This is a genomic window from Lelliottia sp. JS-SCA-14 (assembly GCF_035593345.1).
In the GTDB taxonomy this organism is placed as follows: Bacteria; Pseudomonadota; Gammaproteobacteria; order Enterobacterales; family Enterobacteriaceae; genus Enterobacter; species Enterobacter wanjuensis.
On record NZ_CP141606.1, the window covers coordinates 855259 to 878154 of the forward strand.

General features: G+C 58.5%; 18 protein-coding genes. 8 read left to right on the forward strand and 10 right to left on the reverse strand.

Translation table 11 applies throughout. The features are described from left to right. Positions 1–62 precede the first annotated feature (62 nt). Complete coding sequence (locus tag U9O48_RS04025) at positions 63–1310, forward strand: polysaccharide deacetylase family protein (protein WP_285150673.1); 1248 nt, start codon at positions 63–65, stop codon at positions 1308–1310. A gap of 1 nt (position 1311) precedes the next feature. On the opposite strand, the gene panD is transcribed toward U9O48_RS04025, so the two are convergent. The 9 genes from panD to thpR all read right to left on the reverse strand — a co-directional run bounded on the left by panD (position 1312) and on the right by thpR (position 8477). After that, positions 1312–1692 (reverse strand): aspartate 1-decarboxylase, encoded by a 381-nt coding sequence (panD, locus tag U9O48_RS04030; RefSeq protein WP_095284178.1) that lies wholly within the window; start codon positions 1690–1692, stop codon positions 1312–1314. A 111-nt stretch (positions 1693–1803) separates the two neighbouring features. Next, a complete protein-coding gene (gene panC / locus U9O48_RS04035; protein WP_282491685.1) occupies positions 1804–2658 on the reverse strand; it encodes a pantoate--beta-alanine ligase in 855 nt (284 codons plus the stop codon). 11 nt (positions 2659–2669) lie between these two features. Then, positions 2670–3461 (reverse strand): 3-methyl-2-oxobutanoate hydroxymethyltransferase, encoded by a 792-nt coding sequence (gene panB, locus U9O48_RS04040; RefSeq protein ID WP_282491686.1) that lies wholly within the window; start codon positions 3459–3461, stop codon positions 2670–2672. Between the two features lie 122 nt (positions 3462–3583). After that, the gene (folK, locus tag U9O48_RS04045; RefSeq protein ID WP_324723568.1) at positions 3584–4063 is read right to left on the reverse strand and encodes a 2-amino-4-hydroxy-6-hydroxymethyldihydropteridine diphosphokinase; all 480 of its coding nucleotides are present in this window, start codon (positions 4061–4063) and stop codon (positions 3584–3586) included. After that, positions 4060–5460: a polynucleotide adenylyltransferase PcnB gene (gene pcnB / locus U9O48_RS04050; protein WP_282491734.1), complete on the reverse strand. Its 1401-nt coding sequence runs from the start codon at positions 5458–5460 to the stop codon at positions 4060–4062. Before pcnB ends, folK begins: the two co-directional genes overlap by 4 nt. Positions 5461–5636: 176 nt before the next feature. Beyond that, positions 5637–6527, reverse strand: coding sequence for a tRNA glutamyl-Q(34) synthetase GluQRS (gene gluQRS, locus U9O48_RS04055; RefSeq protein ID WP_285153784.1), 891 nt, complete (start codon positions 6525–6527; stop codon positions 5637–5639). Between the two features lie 71 nt (positions 6528–6598). Beyond that, the gene (gene dksA, locus U9O48_RS04060; RefSeq protein WP_001155232.1) at positions 6599–7054 is read right to left on the reverse strand and encodes an RNA polymerase-binding protein DksA; all 456 of its coding nucleotides are present in this window, start codon (positions 7052–7054) and stop codon (positions 6599–6601) included. Positions 7055–7228: 174 nt separating this feature from the next. Beyond that, entirely contained in the window at positions 7229–7933 is a 705-nt protein-coding gene (sfsA, locus tag U9O48_RS04065) for a DNA/RNA nuclease SfsA (protein ID WP_282491689.1), read from the reverse strand. Positions 7934–7946: 13 nt separating this feature from the next. Beyond that, positions 7947–8477, reverse strand: a complete 531-nt coding sequence (gene thpR, locus U9O48_RS04070; protein WP_285153786.1) for an RNA 2',3'-cyclic phosphodiesterase — start codon at positions 8475–8477, stop codon at positions 7947–7949. 73 nt (positions 8478–8550) lie between these two features. Between thpR and hrpB the strand changes: the two genes are divergently transcribed. From hrpB to fhuB, 6 genes are all read left to right on the forward strand, one after another. Then, positions 8551–10980 carry an ATP-dependent helicase HrpB gene (hrpB, locus tag U9O48_RS04075; RefSeq protein ID WP_324723573.1) on the forward strand — a complete coding sequence of 810 codons (2430 nt, stop codon included), beginning with the start codon at positions 8551–8553 and terminating at the stop codon, positions 10978–10980. Between the two features lie 178 nt (positions 10981–11158). After that, entirely contained in the window at positions 11159–13681 is a 2523-nt protein-coding gene (gene mrcB, locus U9O48_RS04080; protein ID WP_324723575.1) for a bifunctional glycosyl transferase/transpeptidase, read from the forward strand. Between the two features lie 238 nt (positions 13682–13919). Then, positions 13920–16166, forward strand: coding sequence for a ferrichrome porin FhuA (gene fhuA, locus U9O48_RS04085; RefSeq protein WP_285150681.1), 2247 nt, complete (start codon positions 13920–13922; stop codon positions 16164–16166). Between the two features lie 47 nt (positions 16167–16213). After that, on the forward strand, positions 16214–17011 hold the full coding sequence (fhuC, locus tag U9O48_RS04090) for a Fe3+-hydroxamate ABC transporter ATP-binding protein FhuC (RefSeq protein ID WP_282491694.1): 798 nt from the start codon (positions 16214–16216) through the stop codon (positions 17009–17011). Further along, entirely contained in the window at positions 17011–17901 is an 891-nt protein-coding gene (gene fhuD, locus U9O48_RS04095) for a Fe(3+)-hydroxamate ABC transporter substrate-binding protein FhuD (protein ID WP_324723579.1), read from the forward strand. Before fhuC ends, fhuD begins: the two co-directional genes overlap by 1 nt. Further along, positions 17898–19880, forward strand: a complete 1983-nt coding sequence (gene fhuB, locus U9O48_RS04100) for a Fe(3+)-hydroxamate ABC transporter permease FhuB (protein WP_285145971.1) — start codon at positions 17898–17900, stop codon at positions 19878–19880. Before fhuD ends, fhuB begins: the two co-directional genes overlap by 4 nt. 95 nt (positions 19881–19975) lie before the next feature. Here fhuB and hemL read toward each other — a convergent pair whose 3' ends face one another. Continuing rightward, positions 19976–21256, reverse strand: coding sequence for a glutamate-1-semialdehyde 2,1-aminomutase (gene hemL, locus U9O48_RS04105; protein WP_282491697.1), 1281 nt, complete (start codon positions 21254–21256; stop codon positions 19976–19978). A gap of 179 nt (positions 21257–21435) precedes the next feature. Here hemL and clcA point away from each other — a divergent pair, with 179 nt between their 5' ends. Continuing rightward, a complete protein-coding gene (clcA, locus tag U9O48_RS04110; RefSeq protein WP_324723581.1) occupies positions 21436–22836 on the forward strand; it encodes a H(+)/Cl(-) exchange transporter ClcA in 1401 nt (466 codons plus the stop codon). Positions 22837–22896 lie beyond the last annotated feature (60 nt).

The following is a 22896-nucleotide window of genomic DNA, read 5'->3' on the forward strand; positions in this document are numbered from 1 at the left end:
CATTGGTATTGATGTCGCTTTTGCTACAATGGCGGCTGATTTTTTGTGTCGATAATAATCCCATGTTTATGCGCGTTTTTTTCCTGCTGTTGCTGCTGGTCTCCGGCGGCGCATCTGCCAGTTTATTAAGCCAGCAAGGCTTGCCCGCTCAATACATGCAAACCACTGAAGATGCGGCGATCTGGGCGCAGGTGGGCAACGAGGTCGTGAACGTCGGCAACGTCCGCGCGGGGCAAATTCTTGCGGTGGTTCCTACCGCAGCCGATTACTACGAATTTCGCTTCGGCTTTGGCACCGGTTTTATCGACAAAGGCCACCTGGAAAAGGTGCAGGGCAAGCAGCGCGTTCAGGACAGCCTGGGCGATCTCAACAAGCCGCTCAGCAATCAAAATCTCATCACCTGGAAAGACACCCCGGTTTATAACGCTCCCAACAGCGGCAGCGCGCCCTTTGGTACGCTCAGTTCCAACCTGCGCTATCCGATCCTCAGCAAGCTGAAAGACAGGCTAAACCAGACCTGGTTTCAAATCCGCATGGGGAACCGCCTGGCGTGGATCAGCAGCCTGGATGCTCAGGAAGATAACGGTATTCCGGTGATCACCTATCACCATATCCTGCGTGACGAAGAGAACACCCGCTTTCGCCATACCTCCACGACCACCAGCGTGCGTGCGTTCAACAACCAGATGACCTGGCTGCGCGATCAGGGCTACACCACGCTGACCATGTATCAGCTGGAAGGGTACGTGCGCAATAAAATGAACCTGCCCGCGCGGGCGGTGGTGATCACCTTTGACGATGGTCTGAAGTCGGTCAATCGCTACGCCTGGCCGATTCTGAAGCAGTACGGATTTAAAGCGACGGCGTTTATTATCTCGTCGCGCATCAAAGGCCACCCGCAGAAGTGGGACCCGAAATCACTGCAGTTTATGAGCGTGTCGGAGCTGAAAGAGATTCAGGATGTGTTTGATATCCAGTCGCATACCCACTTCCTGCACCGCGTCGACGCCAACAAACATCCGATTTTGCTGAGCCGCAGCGCGCATGTGATCCTGTTCGATTTTGAACGCTCGCGTCGCGCGCTGGCGCAGTTCAACCCGCGCGTACTCTACCTCTCGTATCCGTTCGGCGGGTACGATGACAAAGCGGTGAAAGCGGCGAACGAGGCCGGTTTTCATCTGGCGGTGACGACGGTGAAAGGGAAGGTAAAGCCGGGGGATAATCCGTTCTTACTGAAACGCCTGTACATCTTAAGAACGGATTCGCTGGAGACCATGTCGCGGCTGATCAGCAATCAGCCGCAGGGATAAATCAGGCAACCTGAACCGGTACGGCTTTCGCGGTACGTTTCATTTCGTTGTCGCCGTCAAAATAGGCCACTTTCGGCTGCCAGCTGCGCGCCTGTTCGTCCGGCATGGTGACGTAGGTGGCGATAATCAGGATATCCCCCACGTCCGCACAGTGTGCCGCCGCGCCGTTCACGGAGATGATTTTCGAGCCGCGCTCACCGGCAATCGCATAGGTCGAGAAGCGCTTGCCGTTGGTGACGTTGTAAATATCAATGGCTTCGTATTCGAGAATACCCGCCGCCTCAAGGAAATCCTGGTCAATCGCGCAGGAACCTTCGTAATGCAGGTCTGCCTGCGTCACTTTGACGCGGTGAAGCTTACCTTGCAGCATTGTGCGAATCATAACGTTACCTTTACTCTTCATGCAGTCCCTCTCCGGCTGGAGAGGGCAGGGTGGGGGGAAACATTCCCCAGGCAAATATCAGCGCAGTATTGCCCGATTTTTAGTCGCTGTCTACTGCGTCAGCTCAACCACTTTATTGTCGATCAGACGGGCCTGACCAAGCCACGCGGCAACCAGAATCACGGCGCGTTTGCTGGTGTCTGAAAGCTCAAGCAGCGTGTCCGCATCGCGGATTTGCACGTCGTCGGCACGCAGCCCTTTTTCGTTCAGCTCCTGTTCGCCGATAGCGATAATCTCTTCCGCCGTCAGCTCATTCGCTTTGAGCTTTTCCGCCATCGCGTTCATCACTTTGCTCAGTCCCGGCGCGATTTTGCGCTGGTCAGCGGTCAGATACCCGTTGCGGGAGCTGAGCGCCAGGCCGTCTTTGGCGCGCACAATCGGCACGCCGACGATATCGATGTCATAGCCCATGTCGGCGACCATTTTGCGGATCAGCGCCAGCTGCTGGAAATCTTTCTCGCCGAAGCAGGCGACGTCCGGCTGCACCAGGTTGAAGAGCTTGCTGACGATGGTCGAAACACCGCGAAAATGCCCCGGACGGCTGGCCCCTTCGAGCATCGTTGAAATGCCCGGCACGTCGACAAAGGTCGCGCCTTCGGTGCCCTGCGGATAAATATCGGCAGGCGCAGGCGAGAAGACGAAATCCACGTGGTGTTTTTTGAGCTTCTCGCAATCTTCCTGCAGCGTGCGCGGATAGCGCGCCAGATCGTCGGCGCGGTCGAACTGCATCGGGTTCACGAAGATAGAGACCACCACCACGTCGGCGCGGGCTTTGGCTTCCTCGACCAGTTTCATGTGGCCGTCATGCAGATTTCCCATGGTCGGAACCAGGGCGATACGTTTACCTTCCTGACGCAGGCGGCGAATGTGCTGGCGCAGCAGCGGCAGGGTTTCAATGATTAGCACAACGAGACTCCTTAATGGAAACTGTGTTCTTCACCCGGGTAAACACCGGATTCGACGTCGGCAATATACTGCCTGACCGCAGCGCGCATGTCGCCCGCGGTGCTCAGGAAATTCTTCGCAAATTTAGGAATGTGGCCGCCGGTAATGCCGAAGGCGTCATGCATCACCAGGATCTGCCCGTCGGTGACGTTGCCTGCGCCAATGCCGATCACCGGAATGGAGAGCGCCTCGGTGACGCGTTGAGCGAGTTCTACAGGCACGCACTCCAGCACCAGCAGCTGCGCACCGGCGGCTTCCAGCGCCAGGGCATCGTCCAGCAGCGTTTGTCCTGCTTCGCCGCGACCCTGAACTTTATACCCGCCGAAGATGTTCACCGACTGCGGGGTTAACCCAAGATGGCCGCACACCGGTACGGCGCGCTCGGTCAGCTTTTTCACCGTCTCGATAAGCCAGGCTCCGCCTTCGATTTTCACCATATTGGCGCCCGCGCGCATTACCGCAGCGGCGTTTTCAAAGGCTTGTTCTGGCGTGGCATAGGCCATGAAAGGCAGATCGGAAAGCAGCAGGCAGTTTGGCGCACCGCGGCGTACGGCGCGGGTGTGATAAGCAATCTCTTCTACCGTCACTGGCAGGGTGGAATCATGTCCTTGTACCGTCATCCCTAACGAGTCGCCGACCAGCATGACGTTAATGCCTTCATCGGCAAACAGCTTCGCAAAGCTGTAGTCATAGGCGGTGATCGTGGCGAAGCGTCTCTTTTCCTGTTTGCATTTCTGCAATAAGGCGATGGTGGTTGGTTTCATAATGTTTCCTGATGGCCCAAAACGAATCTTTGCGCATTCTAACAGTAACATTCAGTGGAACAATGATTTTAGGCAACCGATTAACAGCAAATATTTTGGGGTTAATCAGCGAAAAAGCGGGTTTACCAGAGGGCAGGTTTTTCGGCGTTAAGCTGCTGCAAAATCGCCTTGAGCGATTCGCCGGTCGGGAAGGTTAATTCAGGGGCGACTTCAAACAGCGGCCAGAGCATAAAACCGCGATTTTTCATGTCGTAATGCGGCACCGTCAGGCGTTCTGTATGAATCACTTCATCGCCGAACAGCATGATATCGAGATCCAGCGTGCGCGGTCCCCAGCGTTCTGCTTTGCGCTGACGGCCCTGCTGGAGTTCAATGCGCTGGGTGTTATCCAGCAAGGTTTCGGCATCGAGCGCGGTTTCCAGCACCACGGCGGCGTTCAGGTAATCAGGTTGATCCTGCGGCCCGAGCGGCGGTGTGCGGTAAAACGCAGAAACCGCCACCAGGCGGCTCTGTGGGATCTCGCTTAACGCCTGAACGGCAGCGTTGACCTGCTCCAGCGGAGAGGCCAGATTGCTGCCGATGGCGATATACGCGAGGGTCATGCGCTGCCTTCGCGGCGCGGTGCGCGCTTGCGTGGGCGACGATGACGGCGACGCGGTTCTGGCTCTTCGTCCAGATTGGTGAGCATCCCTTTCTGTTCCGGCGGCGCGGACACCTGGAATTCACCCCACCACTGGGCCAGACTTTGCAGCTCTTTGCTGTTTTCGATCTCAGCGCGCAGCGCCAGCAGATCGTAAGCCGCACGGAATTTTGGATGTTCCATCAGCTTCCATGCGCGCTTGCCCTGACGGCGAGACATGCGCAGCTGCAGCTGCCAGATATCGCGAACCAGGGTGGTGATGCGCTTAGGAATCGCCAGCGTACGACAGGCTTCATCCAGCACGTCGTTCGCGGCCAGCGCGAAGGCGTCGTAATAGGCCAGACCGCTTTCCTGGGCAATCTTCTGCGCGGTTTCGAGCAGCGGATACCAGAACATCGCCGCGAACAGGAACGCCGGGTTCACGCGCATATCGTTATGAATGCGGGTGTCGGTGTTTTTCAGCACCTGGGCGATGATGCGCTCCATCGGGCTGTCACCGCTTTCAGTGAAGTAGCGCACGATGGTCGGGAACAGCGGCTGGAAGAGGCTGTTTTCACGCAGCAATTTATAGGTTTCATACCCATAACCCGCCTGCAGCATTTTCAGCGCTTCTTCGAACAGGCGCGCCGGTGGCACGTCGTTGATGAGCGTAGCCAGACGCGGGATCGGCTCGGCCGTTTCAGGGCTGATCTGCATATTCAGCTTGGCGGCAAAGCGCACAGCGCGCAGCATGCGCACCGGATCTTCGCGGTAGCGCGTCTCAGGATTACCAATCAGGCGAATCACGCCCTCTTTCAGATCCTGCACGCCGCCGACGAAATCACGCACCGTGAAATCGGCCACGCTGTAGTAAAGGCTGTTGATGGTGAAATCGCGACGCTGGGCATCTTCTTCGATGGAACCAAAGATGTTGTCACGCAGCAGCATGCCGTTCTGGCCGCGCTGAGAAGTGGTGCGATCGGTCGGTGCGCCAGCTTCGTGGTGACCGCGGAAGGTGGCCACTTCGATAATTTCCGGCCCAAACATCACGTGAGCAAGACGGAAACGACGGCCGACCAGACGGCAGTTGCGGAATAATTTACGCACCTGCTCCGGCGTGGCGCTGGTCGTCACGTCAAAATCTTTTGGTTTTTTGCCAAGCAGTAAATCGCGAACCCCGCCGCCCACGAGATAGGCCTCGTAGCCTGCTTTATTCAGACGATAGAGCACCTTGAGGGCATTTTCACTGATATCTTTGCGGGAAATAGTGTGCTGCTCACGCGGAATAACCGACATATGGGATTGAGCAATAGCGTCATTCGCTACGCTCTCATCGCGGCTTAGCACCTTACGGCAAAAATTAGCGACTCGAGTAAAAATAGTACACCTCGGTAGTGTGTTTCATTTATAGGACAAAAAAATTACACGTCATCCTCCATGCTGCCTCTGCGTTGGCTGCCTTCGCTCACACTGGTCGTTTACACGTGTAAACTCCCAGCGATTCACTCAGTTGCCGCCTTGATGCAGCATGGATGCTTCGTGTAAAAAGCGGCTAATCATAGCTCAGCGAGACGCATTTGAGAATGCTGGATTTTTGGCACTGCGGAGAGCGACCAGCCCTCGACAGCTTTTTTCAGCAATTCCTCAACGGATAAATCCTGCCATTCATTGTTTACATTTTGGTTTAGAAATCGTAATGCGTCGATCAAAACAGGGCGCGGATCGCCGTCAGGCAGCGCCGGCGCGTGATTCTGCTTTGAAAGTTTATTCCCGTGTTCATTCAACGCCAGCGGCAGATGAATATAATCCGGCACCGGCCAGCCAAAGTGCTGATACAGGGAAATTTGTCGCACCGTCGGTTCAATCAAATCCGCGCCGCGCACAATTTCCGTCACGCCCTGGAAATGATCGTCCACCACCACGGCAAGATTATAGGCAAATAAGCCATCGCGACGATGAATAATGAAATCTTCCCGCGCCAGGCGTTCATCGGCGTTAATTTCGCCGAGCAGTAAATCATCAAAGCGGGTCACCGGATGATGCTGAAGCAGACGCACCGCCGCATTGTCCGGCCCATTATTCAGGGTCCGGCAATGGCCGTCATACACGCCACCTGCGCTCTGAATACGCGCACGGGTGCAGGTGCAATAATACGAGAGCCCTTGCTCATACAGCCACGCCAGGCGCTCGCGGTAAGCCTCATGACGTTGTGATTGCCAAAGAACTTCACCGTCCCAGTTCAGGCCGTAATGTTCCAGCTGACGCAGGATAGTTTCTGCCGCACCGGGAACTTCACGAGGGGGATCAATATCTTCGATACGCACGCGCCAGATGCCGTGCTGAGAGCGCGCTTGCAGGTAACTGCCGAGAGCGGCGATGAGCGAGCCAAAGTGCAGCTCACCAGAGGGAGATGGCGCAAAGCGCCCGATATAGTCGGATTGAGGCATATTCACAGCAGACAAAAAGTCACAAGGCGGGAGTGACTCCCGCCTTTATGATCGTTACGACAGGGCAGGGATTAACCGGCCATCTGTTTTTCGCGGATTTCAGCCAGCGTTTTGCAGTCGATGCACAGATCGGCAGTCGGACGCGCTTCCAGGCGACGAATGCCAATTTCCACACCGCAGGACTCGCAGTAACCGAAATCTTCGTCCTCGACCTTCTTCAGCGTTTTCTCAATCTTTTTGATGAGTTTACGTTCGCGGTCACGGTTACGCAGTTCGAGGCTGAACTCTTCTTCCTGAGCGGCACGGTCTACCGGATCCGGGAAGTTTGCTGCTTCGTCTTGCATATGTGTAACAGTGCGATCGACTTCATCCCTAAGTTGATTACGCCATGCTTCAAGAATACGCTTGAAGTGAGACAGCTGGGCTTCGTTCATATACTCTTCGCCCGGTTTCTCTTGGTACGGCTCCACCCCAGCGATGGCGAGAATACTCAGGGACGATGTTTTACGGTTTTGCCCTTCTTGCATGTTGCTTCTCCTTAACACGCACTATCGATCCCCGTGTGGGGGAAAAATCAGGTCGCTATAAATAGCAGATGCTTTTCCGTAAGGCAATTATCTAAACGTAACACTTGACAAGCCTGTGAGGAAAAGCGTATTTGCGCACGCGGCCAGAACACCAAATCGTCATCTTCTAACCCCTTATAACACAACGGGGAGCGTCGACTTCAGAGTCATATTATCGGCAGAAAGTTCCGCTTTATAAGCGAAAACTTCTACCCCCTGCTTTTGTGCCTCATTCAACAATTGTGCGTACTTCGGGTCAATGTGGCGGGCGGGTGAGAATCGTTCAATGGCTGAATGCAACACGGCAAACAGCAATACGGCGCGCTTGCCCGCCGCCGCAACACTCATTAGCTCTCGCAGATGCTTTTGGCCGCGTAGCGTCACCGCATCCGGAAAGTAGCCATTATCCTTGTCTGCTAACGTCACTGATTTGACTTCAATATAGCACTCAGGGCGGTCATCCGCCTGTAGCATAAAGTCAATTCTGCTGCCTTCCTCGCCATATTTCACTTCGCCTTTTATGACGCTGTATCCGGTGAGCTCCGGAATCAGCCCGGCGTCGATGGCCTCTTTCACCAGCGGGTTGGCGCGCTGGGTATTAACGCAGATAAACGCCCCTTGCTGAGTTTCTGTGATTTCCCAGGTGTGGGCATATTTGCGTTTAGGATTCAACGACGTGGAGTACCAAACCCTGTCGCCCGGCGTGGCGCAGCCGGTCATCGCGCCGGTGTTTGGGCAGTGCAGCGTCAGGTGCTCACCTTCGGGCGTCACGACGTCGGCGAGAAAACGCTTATAGCGTTGAATCAGAGTGGCGTGCTGTAGGGCAGGGGTAAACTTCATCGTGGATCCTTGATTAGTCGCTCAACGTCCAGCGTGAGAGCGGCGTATAGCGGGTGCGTCCCTGGTGGAATACCGATTCGTAAAGCGCAAACTCCGTCACCGGAAAGCTCCAGCTAAAACCGGGTGAGGGAATGGCAACGGCGTGACTGGTGTTGCGCAGCAGGGTGAGATGCGGGTGAAATGGTTGCGGGCTTTGATAGCAGCCGCTGCGCGCAGCCTGAGCGCGCAGTAAATTTGCCAGCTGCAACAAACCGCGCGGCGGCTGACGCGTGCCCAGCCATACCACGCGCGAGCGCAGCCACTGCCCGGCATCATCCAGATTGAGGGTAAAGCCCGGCTGGCAGATGCGCCCGGCCATCGCCGACAGCGCCTGCTGCTTCTCCGCGCTCACCTCACCGAGAAACGCCAGCGTCAGATGTAAATTAGCGGCCGCCACCGGGCGGCCCGCTTCTGCCGGGAAATTCGCGGCGCGCCAGCGGACGATCTGTCGCTGAATTTTTGCAGGTGGCTCAATGGCGAAAAACAGGCGTTTCGGCTCAGACATAAGGGGGGCTCGGTAATGATATGCGCCGATGCTACAATGTCTGCCGTCTAATGTTAACCCTCTGGAGCTGTTCGTGTCCTCATTGCCGGTCGCCGCCGTCCTTCCTGAGCTTCTTGCTGCCCTACGACATGCCCCGCAGATCCTGCTCAATGCCCCCACGGGCGCGGGGAAATCGACGTGGCTGCCGCTGCAGATCCTCAAAGAGGGCAACATTCCCGGAAAAATTATTCTGCTCGAGCCGCGCAGGCTGGCGGCGCGCAACGTGGCGCAACGGCTTGCCGAACTGCTGGGCGAAAAGCCGGGTGAAACGATCGGGTATCGTATGCGCGCCGAAACCTGCGTCGGCCCCGCGACGCGCCTCGAAGTGGTGACGGAGGGCATTCTCACCCGGATGCTGCAAAACGATCCGGAGCTAAGCGGAGTAGGCCTGGTGATCCTCGATGAATTCCACGAGCGCAGCCTGCAGGCCGATCTGGCGCTGGCGCTGCTGCTCGACGTGCAGCAAGGGCTGCGCGACGATCTCAAACTGTTAATCATGTCCGCGACGCTGGATAACGCACGTTTGCAGCAGAGGCTGCCGGATGCCCCGACGATCGCCTCCGAAGGGCGGGCGTTCCCCGTCGAGCGCCGCTATCAGTCTCTGTCGGCGAATCAGCGCTTTGATGAGGCGGTGGCTATCGCAACAGCGGAACTGCTGCGTCAGGAACCCGGCTCGCTGCTGCTGTTTTTACCTGGCGTCGGCGAAATTCAGCGCGTGCAGGAGAAACTCGCGTCCCGCGTCGGGAGCGATGTGCTGCTCTGTCCTCTGTACGGCGCGCTGTCCCTCAATGAACAGCGTAAAGCCATTCTTCCGCCACCCGCCGGGCAGCGCAAAGTGGTGCTGGCGACCAACATCGCCGAAACCAGTTTAACCATCGAAGGCATCCGTCTGGTGGTCGATACTGCGCAGGAGCGGGTGGCGAGTTTCGATCCGCGCACCGGCCTGACGCGCCTGCTGACCCAGCGCATCAGCCAGGCGTCGATGACCCAGCGCGCGGGCCGCGCCGGGCGTCTGGAGCCGGGTATCTGTCTGCATCTCACCAGCGCGGAGCAGGCGGAACGGGCGGCGGCCCAAAGTACGCCGGAAATCCTGCAAAGCGATCTCTCCGGGCTGCTGCTGGAGCTGCTGCAGTGGGGCTGTCCGGACCCGAGCCAACTGATCTGGCTGGATCAGCCGCCAGCGGTGAATCTGGCGGCGGCGCGTCGGCTGCTCACTCAGCTCGGCGCGCTGGAGAACGATCGCCTGTCGTCACGCGGTCAAAAGATGGCGACGCTCGGCAACGAACCGCGTCTGGCGGCGATGCTGGTGGCGGCCAAAAACGATGACGAAATCGCGACTGCCGCAAAGCTCGCGGCGATCCTCGAAGAGCCTCCGCGCGGCGGGAGCAGCGATCTGGCGTCGGCATTTTCGCGCAATCAGCCCAACTGGCAGCAGCGCGCCCAGCGGCTTTGTCAGCGCCTGAACAGTCGCGGCGGGGCGCTGGACAGCGATCTGATCGCCCGTCTGCTGGCGCAGGCTTTCCCGGATCGCATCGCACGCCGTCGCGGTCTGGACGGTCGCTATCAGCTGGCGAACGGCATGGGGGCGATGCTCGACAGCGACGATGCGCTCACCCGCCACGAATGGCTGATCGCGCCGCTGCTGTTGCAGGGGAGTTCGTCCCCGGATGCGCGGATATTGCAGGCGATTGCCGTGGATATTGAGGCGCTGACGCGTGCTTGCCCGCAGCTGTTGCAGCAGTCGGACACCATCGAATGGGACGACGCGCAGGGGACGCTGAAAGCCTTTCGTCGCAGCCAGATTGGCAAGCTCACCGTGAGCGTTAAACCGCTGGCGAAACCCTCGGAAGAGGAGCTGCATCAGGCGATGCTCAACGGCATTCGCGATAAAGGGCTGAGCGTACTGAACTGGACGCCGGAGGCGGAACAGTATCGTCTGCGGTTGCACTGCGCCGCGCGCTGGCTGCCGGAAATCGGCTGGCCTGCGGTGGACGACGAGTCGCTTTTGGCCTCGCTCGAAACCTGGCTGCTGCCCGAAATGAGCGGTGTTCACTCCCTGAAGGCCCTGAAATCGCTGGATGTGAAGGCCGCGCTTGAGAATTTACTCGACTGGTCATTACGTCAACGGCTGGTGAGTTCGCTCCCCTCGCATTACACTGTGCCCACCGGAAGTCGGATTGCCATTCGATATCATGAAGATAATCCTCCGGCGCTGGCGGTGCGGATGCAGGAGATGTTTGGCGAGGCCACCACGCCGTCGATCGCCGACGGGCGCGTGCCGCTGGTGCTGGAGCTGCTGTCGCCGGCCCATCGTCCGCTGCAAATCACCCGCGATCTGGGCGCGTTCTGGGCCGGAAGCTATCGTGAAGTGCAGAAAGAGATGAAAGGGCGCTACCCGAAACACGTCTGGCCGGACGATCCGGCGAATACCGCGCCGACGCGGCGGACGAAGAAGTATTCGTGATCCCCTCTCCCTTGAGGGAGAGGGTTAGGGTGAGGGGGAAATGTGCGCGCTGATGCCCTCACCCCAGCCCTCTCCCACAGGGAGAGGGAGTTAATGTTTTTGAGAGATTTCTTCTTTCACCGTTGGGTGGAAGAAAAGAGAATCGGGCCATTGCGCCTGAATGTTGCGGAGAAAAAGCATGGCGGGGAATGACCGCGAGCCAATAGGACGTAAAGGGAAACCTTCGCGTCCGGCGAAGGAAAAAATCAGCCGTCGTCGCCTCAGAGATGAGGATTATGACGATGACTATGAAGACGATGATGAGGATGAACCGATGCCGCGTAAAGGGAAGGGCAAAGGGGGTAAACCTCGCGGCAGACGCGGCTGGTTCTGGCTGCTGCTGAAGCTGTTTATTGTATTTGTCGCGCTGATGGCGATCTACGGCGTCTATCTGGATCAGAAGATCCGCAGCCGTATCGACGGGAAAGTCTGGCAGTTGCCTGCGGCGGTCTATGGCCGCATGGTGAACCTTGAGCCGGACATGTCCATCAGCAAGAACGAAATGGTCAAACTGCTGGAAGCCACGCAGTACCGTCAGGTGTCGAAAATGACCCGTCCTGGCGAGTTTACCGTGCAGGCGAGCAGCATCGAGATGATCCGTCGTCCGTTTGATTTCCCGGACAGCAAAGAGGGCCAGGTGCGCGCGCGTCTGACCTTTGACGGCGATCATCTGGAAACCATCGAGAACCTGGACAGTAACCGTCAGTTTGGTTTCTTCCGTCTCGACCCGCGCCTGATCACCATGCTCTCCTCGCCAAACGGCGAGCAGCGCCTGTTTGTGGCGCGTAATGGCTTCCCGGATCTGCTGGTGGATACCCTGCTGGCGACCGAAGACCGTCACTTCTACGAGCACGACGGCGTGAGCCTCTACTCCATCGGGCGTGCGGTGCTGGCGAACCTGACGGCCGGTCGTACGGTGCAGGGGGCGAGTACCCTGACCCAGCAGCTGGTGAAAAACCTGTTCCTATCCAGCGAACGCTCCTACTGGCGTAAGGCCAACGAAGCGTACATGGCCGTGCTGATGGACGCCCGCTACAGCAAAGATCGCATTCTTGAGCTGTACATGAACGAGGTGTATCTCGGTCAGAGCGGCGATAACGAGATCCGCGGCTTCCCGCTGGCGAGCCTGTACTACTTCGGTCGTCCGGTGGAAGAGCTGAGCCTCGACCAGCAGGCTCTGCTGGTCGGCATGGTGAAAGGGGCGTCAATCTACAACCCGTGGCGTAACCCGAAACTGGCGCTGGAGCGTCGTAACCTGGTTCTGCGCTTGCTGCAACAGCAGCAGGTGATCGATCAGGAGCTGTACGACATGCTGAGCGCGCGTCCTCTGGGCGTCCAGCCGCGCGGCGGTGTGATTTCGCCACAGCCTGCGTTTATGCAGATGGTGCGTCAGGAGCTGCAGACTAAGCTCGGCGACAAAGTGAAAGATCTATCCGGCGTGAAGATCTTTACCACCTTTGACTCCGTTGCCCAGGACGCCGCCGAGAAAGCCGCCGTTGACGGCATTCCGGCGCTGAAAAAGCAGCGTAAGCTGAGCGATCTGGAAACCGCGATGGTGGTGGTCGATCGCTACAGCGGCGAAGTGCGTGCGATGGTCGGTGGGGCAGAGCCGCAGTTTGCGGGCTACAACCGTGCGATGCAGGCGCGTCGTTCGATTGGTTCTCTGGCTAAACCGGCGACCTATCTCACCGCGCTGAGCCAGCCGAATCAGTACCGACTCAACACCTGGATTGCCGATGCGCCGATTGCACTGCGTCAGCCGAACGGCCAGGTGTGGTCTCCGCAGAACGACGATAAACAGTTCAGCGGCCAGGTGATGCTGGTGGATGCGTTAACGCGTTCCATGAACGTTCCGACGGTGAATCTCGGTATGGCGCTGGGTCTGCCAGCCATTACCGACACCTGGGAAAAACTGGGTGTGCCGAAAGATCAGCTCCACCCGGTTCCGGCCATGATTCTGGGGGCACTGAACCTGACGCCAATCGAAGTGGCGCAGGCGTTCCAGACCATCGCCAGCGGCGGTAACCGCGCGCAGCTCTCTGCGGTGCGCTCGGTGATTGCCGAAGACGGCACGGTGCTGTATCAGAGCTTCCCGCAGGCGGAACGCGTGGTTCCGGCACAGGCGGCCTACATGACTCTGTGGACCATGCAGCAGGTGGTGCAACGCGGTACGGGTCGCCAGCTGGGCGCGAAATATCCGGGCCTGCATCTGGCGGGTAAAACCGGGACCACCAACAACAACGTCGATACCTGGTTCGCTGGTATTGACGGGCGTGAAGTGGTGATCACCTGGGTAGGACGCGACAACAACCAGCCGACCAAGCTGTACGGCGCGAGCGGTGCGATGTCGATCTACCAGCGTTACCTGACCAACCAGTCGCCGGTGCCGCTAAACCTGACGCCGCCGGAAGATATCGTCGATATGGGCGTGGATGAGTCCGGTAACTTTGTTTGCGGCGGTGGGATGCGAACGCTTCCGGTGTGGACCGACAAGCCGGAATCCCTGTGCCAGCAAAGCCAGCCTGAACAGCCAACGGGCAACCCGTTTGAGCAGTCTCAACCTCAACAGCAGCCGCAGCAACAACAGCAGCAGCCGCAGAATGAGAAGAAAGACAGCGACGGCGTGGCGGGCTGGATTAAGGATATGTTCGGCAGTAACTAAGCTAGTGAATTCCCTCTCCTGCGGGAGAGGGAATTTATTCACGCATAAAGAACATATTCCTAACCCTTATTTAATCCTGTTTTAACTCCTCATTTTCCCTCTGGTTATTTCTTAAACCCTCAATTCTTGTAGGGCCGCATATCGCTTGCTATGCCGCCAGCGTTTCGCATATTATTCTGCGGTCATAATAATAATTCTCGTTTACGTTATCATTCACTCTTTCATCAGAGATATACCAATGGCGCTCAAAACTGCTCAGCCAATGAGTCCTTCGCTGCGTAAAATCGCAGTCGTCGTAGCCACAGCGGTAAGCGGCATGTCTGCTTTAGCACATGCGGCTGAAACCCCTAAAAAAGAAGAAACCATCACCGTTACCGCGGCGCCTGCTGCGACGGAAAGTGCATGGGGACCGGCGGCGACCATCGCGGCGCGTCAATCTGCGACCGGGACCAAAACCGATACGCCTATCCAGAAGGTGCCGCAGTCTATTTCTGTGGTGACTGCCGAAGAGATGGCGCTGCACCAGCCACGCTCGGTGAAAGAGGCGTTGAGCTACACCCCAGGCGTTGCCGTTGGCACGCGTGGCGCATCGAACACCTATGACTATCTGGTGATCCGCGGTTTTGCGGCCGATGGTCAGAGCCAGAACAACTACCTCGATGGTATGAAGATGCAGGGCAACTTCTATAACGACGCGGTAATTGACCCTTACATGCTGGAGCGCGCCGAAATCATGCGTGGTCCGGTTTCCGTCCTGTACGGAAAAAGCAGCCCAGGCGGTTTGCTGAACATGGTCAGCAAGCGCCCGATGACGGAGCCGCTGAAAGAGATCCAGTTTAAAGTCGGCACCGACAGCCTGTTCCAGACCGGGTTTGACTTCAGCGATGCTATCGACGATGACGGCGTGTACTCCTACCGTCTGACCGGCGTGGCGCGTTCCAATAACGCCCAGCAGGAGCGTGCGGAAGAGCAGCGTTATGCCATCGCGCCGTCGTTCTCCTGGCGTCCGGATGACAAAACGAACTTCACCTTCCTCTCTTACTTCCAGAACGAGCCAGAAACTGGCTACTACGGCTGGTTGCCAAAAGAGGGGACGGTTGATCCGCTGCCAAACGGTAGCCGTCTGCCAACCGACTTCAACGAAGGCGCGAAGAACAACACCTATTCCCGTAACCAGAAAATGGTGGGTTACAGCTTCGACCACGAGTTCAACGACACCTTTACCGTGCGTCAGAACCTGCGCTTTGCTGAGAACAAAACCTCGCAAAACAGCGTCTACGGTTATGGCGTCTGTTCCGATCCAGCGAACAGCTTCAATAAGCAGTGCGCGGCGTTAGCGCCAGCGGACAAAGGCCATTATCTGGCACGTAAATACGTGGTGGATGATGAGAAGCTGCAAAACTTCACCGTCGATACCCAGCTGCAGAGCAAATTTGCTACCGGCGCGTGGGACCACACCCTGCTGACCGGCGTTGACTTTATGCGTATGCGTAACGACATCAACTCCTGGTTCGGCTACGACGACTCCGTACCGCTGCTGGATCTCTACAACCCGGTGTACACCGATTTCGATTTCAATTCGAAAGATCCGGCGAACTCCGGTCCGTATCAGGTTCTGAACAAGCAGAAGCAAACGGGCCTGTACGTTCAGGATCAGGCGCAGTGGGATAAAGTGCTGGTCACCTTAGGCGGTCGTTACGACTGGGCCGATCAGGAGTCCTACAATCGCGTGGCGGGTACCACTGCCAGCCGCGATGATACTCAGTTCACCTGGCGTGGCGGCGTTAACTACCTGTTTGATAACGGCGTAACCCCGTACTTCAGCTACAGCGAATCCTTCGAACCGTCATCACAGACTGACGCGCAGGGTAAACCGTTCGCACCTTCTAAAGGTAAGCAGTACGAAGCGGGTGTGAAATATGTGCCAGGCGATCGTCCTATCGTGTTGACCGGTGCGGTCTACCAGCTGACCAAAACCAACAACCTGATGGCTGACCCAGCGGGCTCCTTCTTCTCCGTTGAAGGCGGTGAAATTCGTTCCCGCGGCGTGGAAATCGAAGCCAAAGCGGCGCTGTCTGCGAGTGTTAACGTGGTCGGGTCTTACACCTACACCGATGCGGAATACACCACCGACACCAACTACAAAGGCAACACCCCAGCGCAGGTGCCAAAACACATGGCTTCCCTGTGGGGCGACTACACCTTCTTTGATGGCGCGCTGTCTGGCCTGACACTGGGTACCGGCGGACGTCTGACCGGCTCCAGCTACGGCGACCCGGCGAACTCCTTCAAAGTGGGCAGTTACACCGTTGTCGATGCCCTGGTACGTTACGATCTGGCGCGCTTTGGTATGGCGGGCTCGAACGTCGCGGTTCACGTCAACAACCTGTTGGATCGTGAATACGTCGCGAGCTGCTTCAACACCTACGGCTGCTTCTGGGGTGCTGAACGCCAGGTTGTCGCCACGGCGACCTTCCGCTTCTAATCTCTTTTCGGGCACGGTTCGCCGTGCCCTTTAACAAGTTGGCCACTATGCAGGAAAATAAAACGCACTCCGATACCACGTTTGCGCTTGATAACACTTCCTTTCGCGTCCCTGGACGCACGCTGCTGCATCCGCTCTCTTTGACATTCCCTGTCGGTAAAGTCACGGGCCTTATCGGTCACAACGGTTCTGGTAAATCCACACTGCTCAAAATGTTGGGTCGCCATCAGCCGCCGTCCGAAGGGGAGATCCTGCTCGACGGGCAGCCGCTCGACAGCTGGAAAAGCAAAGCCTTTGCCCGCAAGGTCGCCTATCTGCCGCAGCAACTGCCGCAGGCCGAAGGGATGACCGTGCGCGAGCTGGTAGCGATTGGACGTTATCCGTGGCACGGCGCGCTCGGGCGTTTTGGGGTGGCCGACAGAGAGAAAGTGGAAGAGGCGATCGCACTGGTGGGACTAAAACCGCTGGCGCATCGTCTGGTGGATAGCCTTTCGGGCGGCGAGCGTCAGCGCGCGTGGATTGCGATGCTGGTGGCGCAGGACAGTAACTGCCTGCTGCTCGACGAACCGACCTCGGCGCTGGACATCGCCCATCAGGTGGATGTCCTGGCGCTAATCCATCGCCTCAGCCAGCAAAAAGGGCTGACGGTGATTGCCGTTCTGCATGATATCAACATGGCCGCACGCTACTGCGATTATCTGGTGGCCCTGCGCGGCGGTGAGATGATTGCTCAGGGCACGCCGTCTGAGCTGATGCGCGGCGAAACGCTGGAACTGATCTACGGTATTCCAATGGGTATCCTGCCTCATCCTGCAGGGGCTGCACCGGTGAGCTTTGTGTATTGATGCTGGATCCAACTTTGATAAGTCGTCGTCGGTTACTGACGGCGCTGGCGATTTCGCCACTGCTGCTAAAAATGAATACCGCGCGCGCGGCCGCTATCGATCCACACCGCATCGTGGCGCTGGAGTGGCTTCCGGTTGAGCTGATGCTGGCCCTGGGTATCGCGCCCTACGGCGTGGCGGATATTCCCAACTACAACATGTGGGTCAACGAGCCGAAAATCCCGGCTTCGACTATCGACATCGGCCTGCGCACCGAGCCGAATCTCGAACTGCTGACCCAGATGAAACCTTCCTATCTGGTCTGGTCTGCGGGCTACGGCCCTTCGCCGGAGACGCTGGCGCGCATCGCGCCGGGGCGGGGCTTCACCTTCAGTGACGGGAAAAAACCGCTGACCATGGCGCGTCACTCGATAAACGAAATGGCCCAGCTTCTGGACCGCGAGGCGGCGGCAAAAGAGCACCTCGACCATTTCGACCATTTTATCGACTCCCTGAAACCGCGCTTTGCCGCGCGCGGCGACCGTCCGTTGCTGATGGTCACGCTGCTGGATGCGCGTCACGTGCTGGTGTTTGGCAAAAACTGCCTGTTCCAGGAAGTGCTCGATCGTTTCAATATTCCGAATGCCTGGGAAGGGGAGATGACCTTCTGGGGCAGCACCACCGTCGGCATCGACCGTCTGGCGCAATTCCGCGATGTGGATGTGCTCTGTTTCGATCATGGCAATGACCGCGAAATGCAAAAGCTGATGGCGACGCCGCTCTGGCAGGCGATGCCGTTCGTGCGCGAGCAGCGATTCCAGCGCGTGCCTGCGGTGTGGTTCTACGGGGCGACGCTGTCGGCGATGCACTTTGCCCGCGTGCTTGACGGTGCGCTGGGAGGCAAAGTATGAAGTCACGGATCGCACTTTTCCCGGCGCTGTTACTGAGCGTCGTTTTCGTTGTCGCACTGATCTTAACCTGGTCAAATCTGTCAATTGCGCTGCCGCGCGGGCAGTGGGGCCAGGCGTTCTCCGTTCCTGATATCGATAACATCCAGCAGATGCTGTTCCACTACAGCCTGTTGCCACGCCTGGCGATTTCCCTGCTGGTGGGCGCAGGGCTGGGACTGGTCGGCGTGCTGTTCCAGCAGGTGCTGCGTAACCCGCTGGCGGAACCGACAACGCTCGGCGTCGCCACCGGCGCACAGCTCGGGATCACCATTACTACGCTCTGGGCGCTGCCCGGCGCTCTCACCAGCCAGTTCGCGGCGCTGGCGGGCGCCTGCGTGGTCGGCGCGCTGGTGTTCGGCGTGGCCTGGGGAAAACGCCTTTCTCCGGTGACGCTGATTCTGGCCGGTCTGGTGGTGAGCCTCTACTGCGGAGCGATCAATCAGCTGCTGGTGCTGTTCCATCATGATCAGCTGCAAAGCATGTTCCTGTGGAGCACCGGAACGCTGACCCAGACCGACTGGAGCATCGTGCAACGCCTGTGGCCGCAGCTGATCGGCGGCGTCTTACTGACCTTGCTGCTGCTGCGCCCGCTGACCCTGATGGGGCTGGACGACGGCGTGGCGCGCAATCTCGGGCTGGCCCTTTCCCTGGCGCGCCTCGCGGCGCTGACGCTGGCGATTGTGCTCAGTGCCGTGCTGGTGAATGCCGTCGGGATCATCGGGTTTATCGGGCTGTTTGCGCCGCTGCTGGCGAAGATGCTCGGCGCGCGCCGACTGCTGTCGCGCCTGATGCTGGCCCCGCTGATTGGAGCGCTGATCCTCTGGCTATCCGATCAAATCATTCTCTGGCTGGCGCGGGTGTGGATGGAAGTCTCCACCGGCTCCGTCACCGCCCTGATTGGTGCGCCGCTCCTGCTCTGGCTGCTGCCGCGTCTGCGCAGCATGAGCGCCCCGGCGATGGACGCCGGGGATAAAGTCTATGCGGAACGGCAGCACATTCAGTGGTTTGTTCTGACGGGCCTGATCGTGCTGTTGATCGTCGCCTGGATTGCGCTGTCGCTGGGACGTGACGCCAGCGGCTGGCACTGGGCGACCGGCCCGATGCTGGATGAACTGATGCAGTGGCGCTGGCCGCGCATCTTCTCCGCGCTCATTGCAGGCGTGATGCTGGCGGTGGCGGGGTGCATTATTCAGCGTCTGACCGGCAACCCGATGGCGAGCCCGGAAGTGTTAGGCATCAGCTCCGGCGCGGCGTTTGGTGTGGTGATGATGTTGTTCTTCGTGCCGGGCGACGCCTTTGGCTGGCTGATGCCTGCGGGGAGTATCGGTGCCGCCGCGACGCTGATGATCATTATGATCGCCGCCGGACGCGGGGGCTTTTCGCCGCACCGGATGTTGCTTGCCGGGATGGCGTTGAGTACCGCGTTTACCATGCTGCTGATGATGCTGCAGGCCAGCGGCGATCCGCGTATGGCGCAGATCCTGACCTGGATTTCCGGTTCGACCTACAAAGCGACAGGCGCGCAGGTGTTCCATTCCGGGATTGCCATGGTATTGCTGCTGGCGATCACCCCGCTGTGCCGCCGCTGGATGACCATTCTTCCGCTGGGCGCTGAAACCGCGCGGGCGGTTGGGGTTGCGCTGACGCCGTCGCGGGTGGGATTGTTGCTACTGGCCGCCTGTCTGACCGCCGTCGCGACCATGACCATCGGGCCGCTGAGCTTTGTTGGCCTGATGGCGCCGCACATCGCGCGCATGATGGGGTTCCGTCGCACGATGCCGCATATCGTGATGTCGGCGCTGGTCGGTGGGATGATGCTAGTGATTGCCGACTGGCTGGGCAGGATGGTGCTGTTCCCGTATCAGATCCCGGCAGGGCTGCTGTCGACCTTTATCGGGGCGCCGTACTTTATTTATTTGCTGAGGAAGCAGAGTCGGTAAAAAAAGCCGGGTGGCGGCTTCGCCTTACCCGGCCTACAAAATCGTGACGTTCACGTAGGCCGGGTAAGCGTTAGCGCCACCCGGCAAAGACAAACTCAAAGCTTCGCAAACACCTTGCGCGCCGCGTCGATGGTGTTGTTGATATCCTCTTCGCTGTGCGCCACCGACATAAAGCCCGCTTCAAACGCCGACGGTGCCAGATACACACCTTCTTCCAGCATCAGATGGAAGAAGCGCTTAAAGCGCTCAACGTCGCACTTCACCACGTCCTGATAGCAGGTCACGGTTTTCGCATCGGTGAAGAAGATACCGAACATACCGCCGACGTGGTTCACCACCAGCGGAATACCCTTCTCTTCTGCGGCTTCCAGCAGGCCGTTTGCCAGCTGCGTGGTCAGATCGGTCAGGGTTTCATGAATTCCCGGCTGCGCCACTTCAGTCAGACAGGCGAAACCGGCGGCCATCGCAATCGGGTTACCGGACAGCGTACCCGCCTGATAAACCGGACCGGTTGGGGCCAGGGCTTCCATTACGTCTTTACGTCCGCCGAAGGCGCCCACCGGCATACCGCCGCCGATGATTTTGCCCAGACAGGTCAGGTCCGGCACCACGTCGTAGTAAGACTGGGCACCCGCCAGCGCGACGCGGAAGCCGGTCATCACTTCGTCGATGATCAGCAGCGCGCCGAACTCGTCGCACAGGGCGCGCAGGCCCGGCAGGAATTCCGGCTGCGGTGGAATGCAGTTCATGTTACCCGCGACTGGTTCCACGATGATGCAGGCGATCTCCTGCGGATACTGCTCGAAGGCGGCGCGAACGGTGTCCAGATCGTTATAGGTGCAGGTCAGGGTGTGCTTGGCGAAATCCGCCGGGACGCCCGGAGAGTTCGGCTGGCCGAGGGTCAGCGCACCGGAACCGGCTTTCACCAGCAGGCAGTCGGCGTGGCCGTGGTAGCAGCCTTCGAATTTGATGATTTTGTCGCGGCCGGTAAAGCCACGCGCCAGACGAATCGCGCTCATGGTCGCTTCCGTACCGGAGTTCACCATGCGCACCATGTCCATGGTCGGGACCAGTTCGGTCACCAGCTCCGCCATTTTCACTTCCATCTCGGTCGGTGCGCCGAAGCTCAGACCGCGCTGTGCCGCTTCAATTACCGCGTTGCGGATGGTCGGGTGGTTATGACCCAGCACCATTGGACCCCAGGAGCCGACATAATCGATATAGGCTTTGCCATCCACATCGTACAGATACGCGCCGTCCGCACGTTCGATGAACAGCGGCGTGCCGCCGACGCCGGTAAAGGCGCGAACAGGGGAGTTCACCCCGCCTGGGATGAGTTCGCGTGCAGCACTGTAGAGGTTTTCAGACTTACTCATAGCGTCGTTCCTGGTTCGTAGAAAAGGGTTAAGCCAGCTATTCTAAGGGATTCGCCAGACGTTATAAAATTTTTGCCCGCATGATCCTAAACAATTGTTAAGGATTTTTCAGGCGACGGGCGGCGTCAGGGGCTTTAAAATCCCCTGCGTTATTTGTATGACCAATATAAGAATCCCAGATGACAGCAGAAAACTCCTCTTTTGAAGAACAGCAATTTGCGCGCCGTCGCCGTCGGGACAGCGTCCGACGCTTACTGAATCGCGATAAAACCCCGCTGATGATCCTGGTGGCGGCAGCGGTGGTCGGGACCCTCGCCGGGCTGGTGGGCGTGGCGTTTGAGAAAGCCGTGAATGGCGTTCAGAACTGGCGCATCGGCACCCTCGGTGGCGTGGCGGATAACCCGTGGCTGCTGTGGTCGCTGGCGTTTGGCCTGTCGGCTGTGCTGGCGATGGTCGGCTATTTCCTGGTGCGTAAATTCGCCCCGGAGGCGGGCGGGTCCGGCATTCCTGAAATCGAAGGGGCGCTGGAAGAGTTACGTCCGGTGCGCTGGTGGCGCGTCATTCCGGTCAAATTTATCGGCGGGATGGGCACGCTCGGGGCGGGGATGGTGCTGGGGCGCGAAGGGCCAACGGTGCAGCTCGGCGGGAATATCGGACGCATGGTGGGGGATATTTTCCGCATGCGCAGCGGCGAAGCGCGTCATACGCTGCTGGCAACCGGGGCGGCGGCAGGGCTGTCGGCGGCCTTCAACGCGCCGCTGGCCGGGATCCTGTTTATCATCGAAGAGATGCGCCCGCAGTTTCGCTACAACCTTATCTCGATCAAGGCGGTTTTCACCGGCGTGATCATGTCGAGCATCGTGTTCCGCATTTTTAACGGCGAATCGGCGGTGATTGAGGTGGGTAAACTCACCAATGCGCCGGTGAATACACTTTGGCTGTATCTGATCCTGGGGATGATTTTCGGGGTGCTGGGGCCGCTGTTTAACTTCCTGGTACTCAAAACCCAGGATATGTTCCAGCGCATTCATGGCGGGAATATTACGAAGTGGGTGCTGATCGGCGGTGTGCTCGGTGGCCTGTGCGGCGTGCTGGGTGTGATCCAGCCGGGTTCGGCGGGCGGGGGGTTTAGCCTGATCCCTATCGCCATGGCGGGGAATTTTAGCCTCGGCATGCTGCTGTTTCTGTTTATTTTCCGCGTAGTGACAACGCTACTCTGTTTCTCATCCGGCGCGCCGGGCGGCATTTTCGCCCCGATGCTGGCGCTGGGGATGTTGCTCGGCACCGCGTTTGGCATGGTCGCTGCCGCTGGATTCCCGGCGTATCAACTGCAGGCCGGAACCTTTGCGATCGCCGGAATGGGCGCGCTGCTGGCGGCCTCTTTGCGCGCGCCGCTGACCGCCATCGTGCTGGTTCTCGAGATGACGGACAATTATCAGCTCATTTTGCCAATGATCATTACCTGTCTCGGCGCGACACTATTAGCCCAATTCCTGGGCGGAAAGCCGTTATACTCCACTATTCTTGCTCGTACTCTGGCGAAGCAGGAGGCGGCACTGGCTGAGAAGCAGAATACTTGAATGAATTACCAGGGTATTAGATAATGAAAAAAAGAATTGGATGTTTTTTAATCCGATTCA

Bases quoted from the DNA above. Each gene is read 5' to 3' on its own strand.
- U9O48_RS04025 (WP_285150673.1), top strand. From the start codon at position 63: ATGTTTATGCGCGTTTTTTTCCTGCTGTTGCTGCTGGTCTCCGGCGGC.
- panD (WP_095284178.1), bottom strand. From the start codon at position 1,692: ATGATTCGCACAATGCTGCAAGGTAAGCTTCACCGCGTCAAAGTGACG.
- panB (WP_282491686.1), bottom strand. From the start codon at position 3,461: ATGAAACCAACCACCATCGCCTTATTGCAGAAATGCAAACAGGAAAAG.
- folK (WP_324723568.1), bottom strand. From the start codon at position 4,063: ATGACCCTCGCGTATATCGCCATCGGCAGCAATCTGGCCTCTCCGCTG.
- gluQRS (WP_285153784.1), bottom strand. From the start codon at position 6,527: ATGCCTCAATCCGACTATATCGGGCGCTTTGCGCCATCTCCCTCTGGT.
- dksA (WP_001155232.1), bottom strand. From the start codon at position 7,054: ATGCAAGAAGGGCAAAACCGTAAAACATCGTCCCTGAGTATTCTCGCC.
- sfsA (WP_282491689.1), bottom strand. From the start codon at position 7,933: ATGAAGTTTACCCCTGCCCTACAGCACGCCACTCTGATTCAACGCTAT.
- thpR (WP_285153786.1), bottom strand. From the start codon at position 8,477: ATGTCTGAGCCGAAACGCCTGTTTTTCGCCATTGAGCCACCTGCAAAA.
- mrcB (WP_324723575.1), top strand. From the start codon at position 11,159: ATGGCGGGGAATGACCGCGAGCCAATAGGACGTAAAGGGAAACCTTCG.
- fhuA (WP_285150681.1), top strand. From the start codon at position 13,920: ATGGCGCTCAAAACTGCTCAGCCAATGAGTCCTTCGCTGCGTAAAATC.
- fhuC (WP_282491694.1), top strand. From the start codon at position 16,214: ATGCAGGAAAATAAAACGCACTCCGATACCACGTTTGCGCTTGATAAC.
- fhuD (WP_324723579.1), top strand. From the start codon at position 17,011: ATGCTGGATCCAACTTTGATAAGTCGTCGTCGGTTACTGACGGCGCTG.
- fhuB (WP_285145971.1), top strand. From the start codon at position 17,898: ATGAAGTCACGGATCGCACTTTTCCCGGCGCTGTTACTGAGCGTCGTT.
- hemL (WP_282491697.1), bottom strand. From the start codon at position 21,256: ATGAGTAAGTCTGAAAACCTCTACAGTGCTGCACGCGAACTCATCCCA.
- clcA (WP_324723581.1), top strand. From the start codon at position 21,436: ATGACAGCAGAAAACTCCTCTTTTGAAGAACAGCAATTTGCGCGCCGT.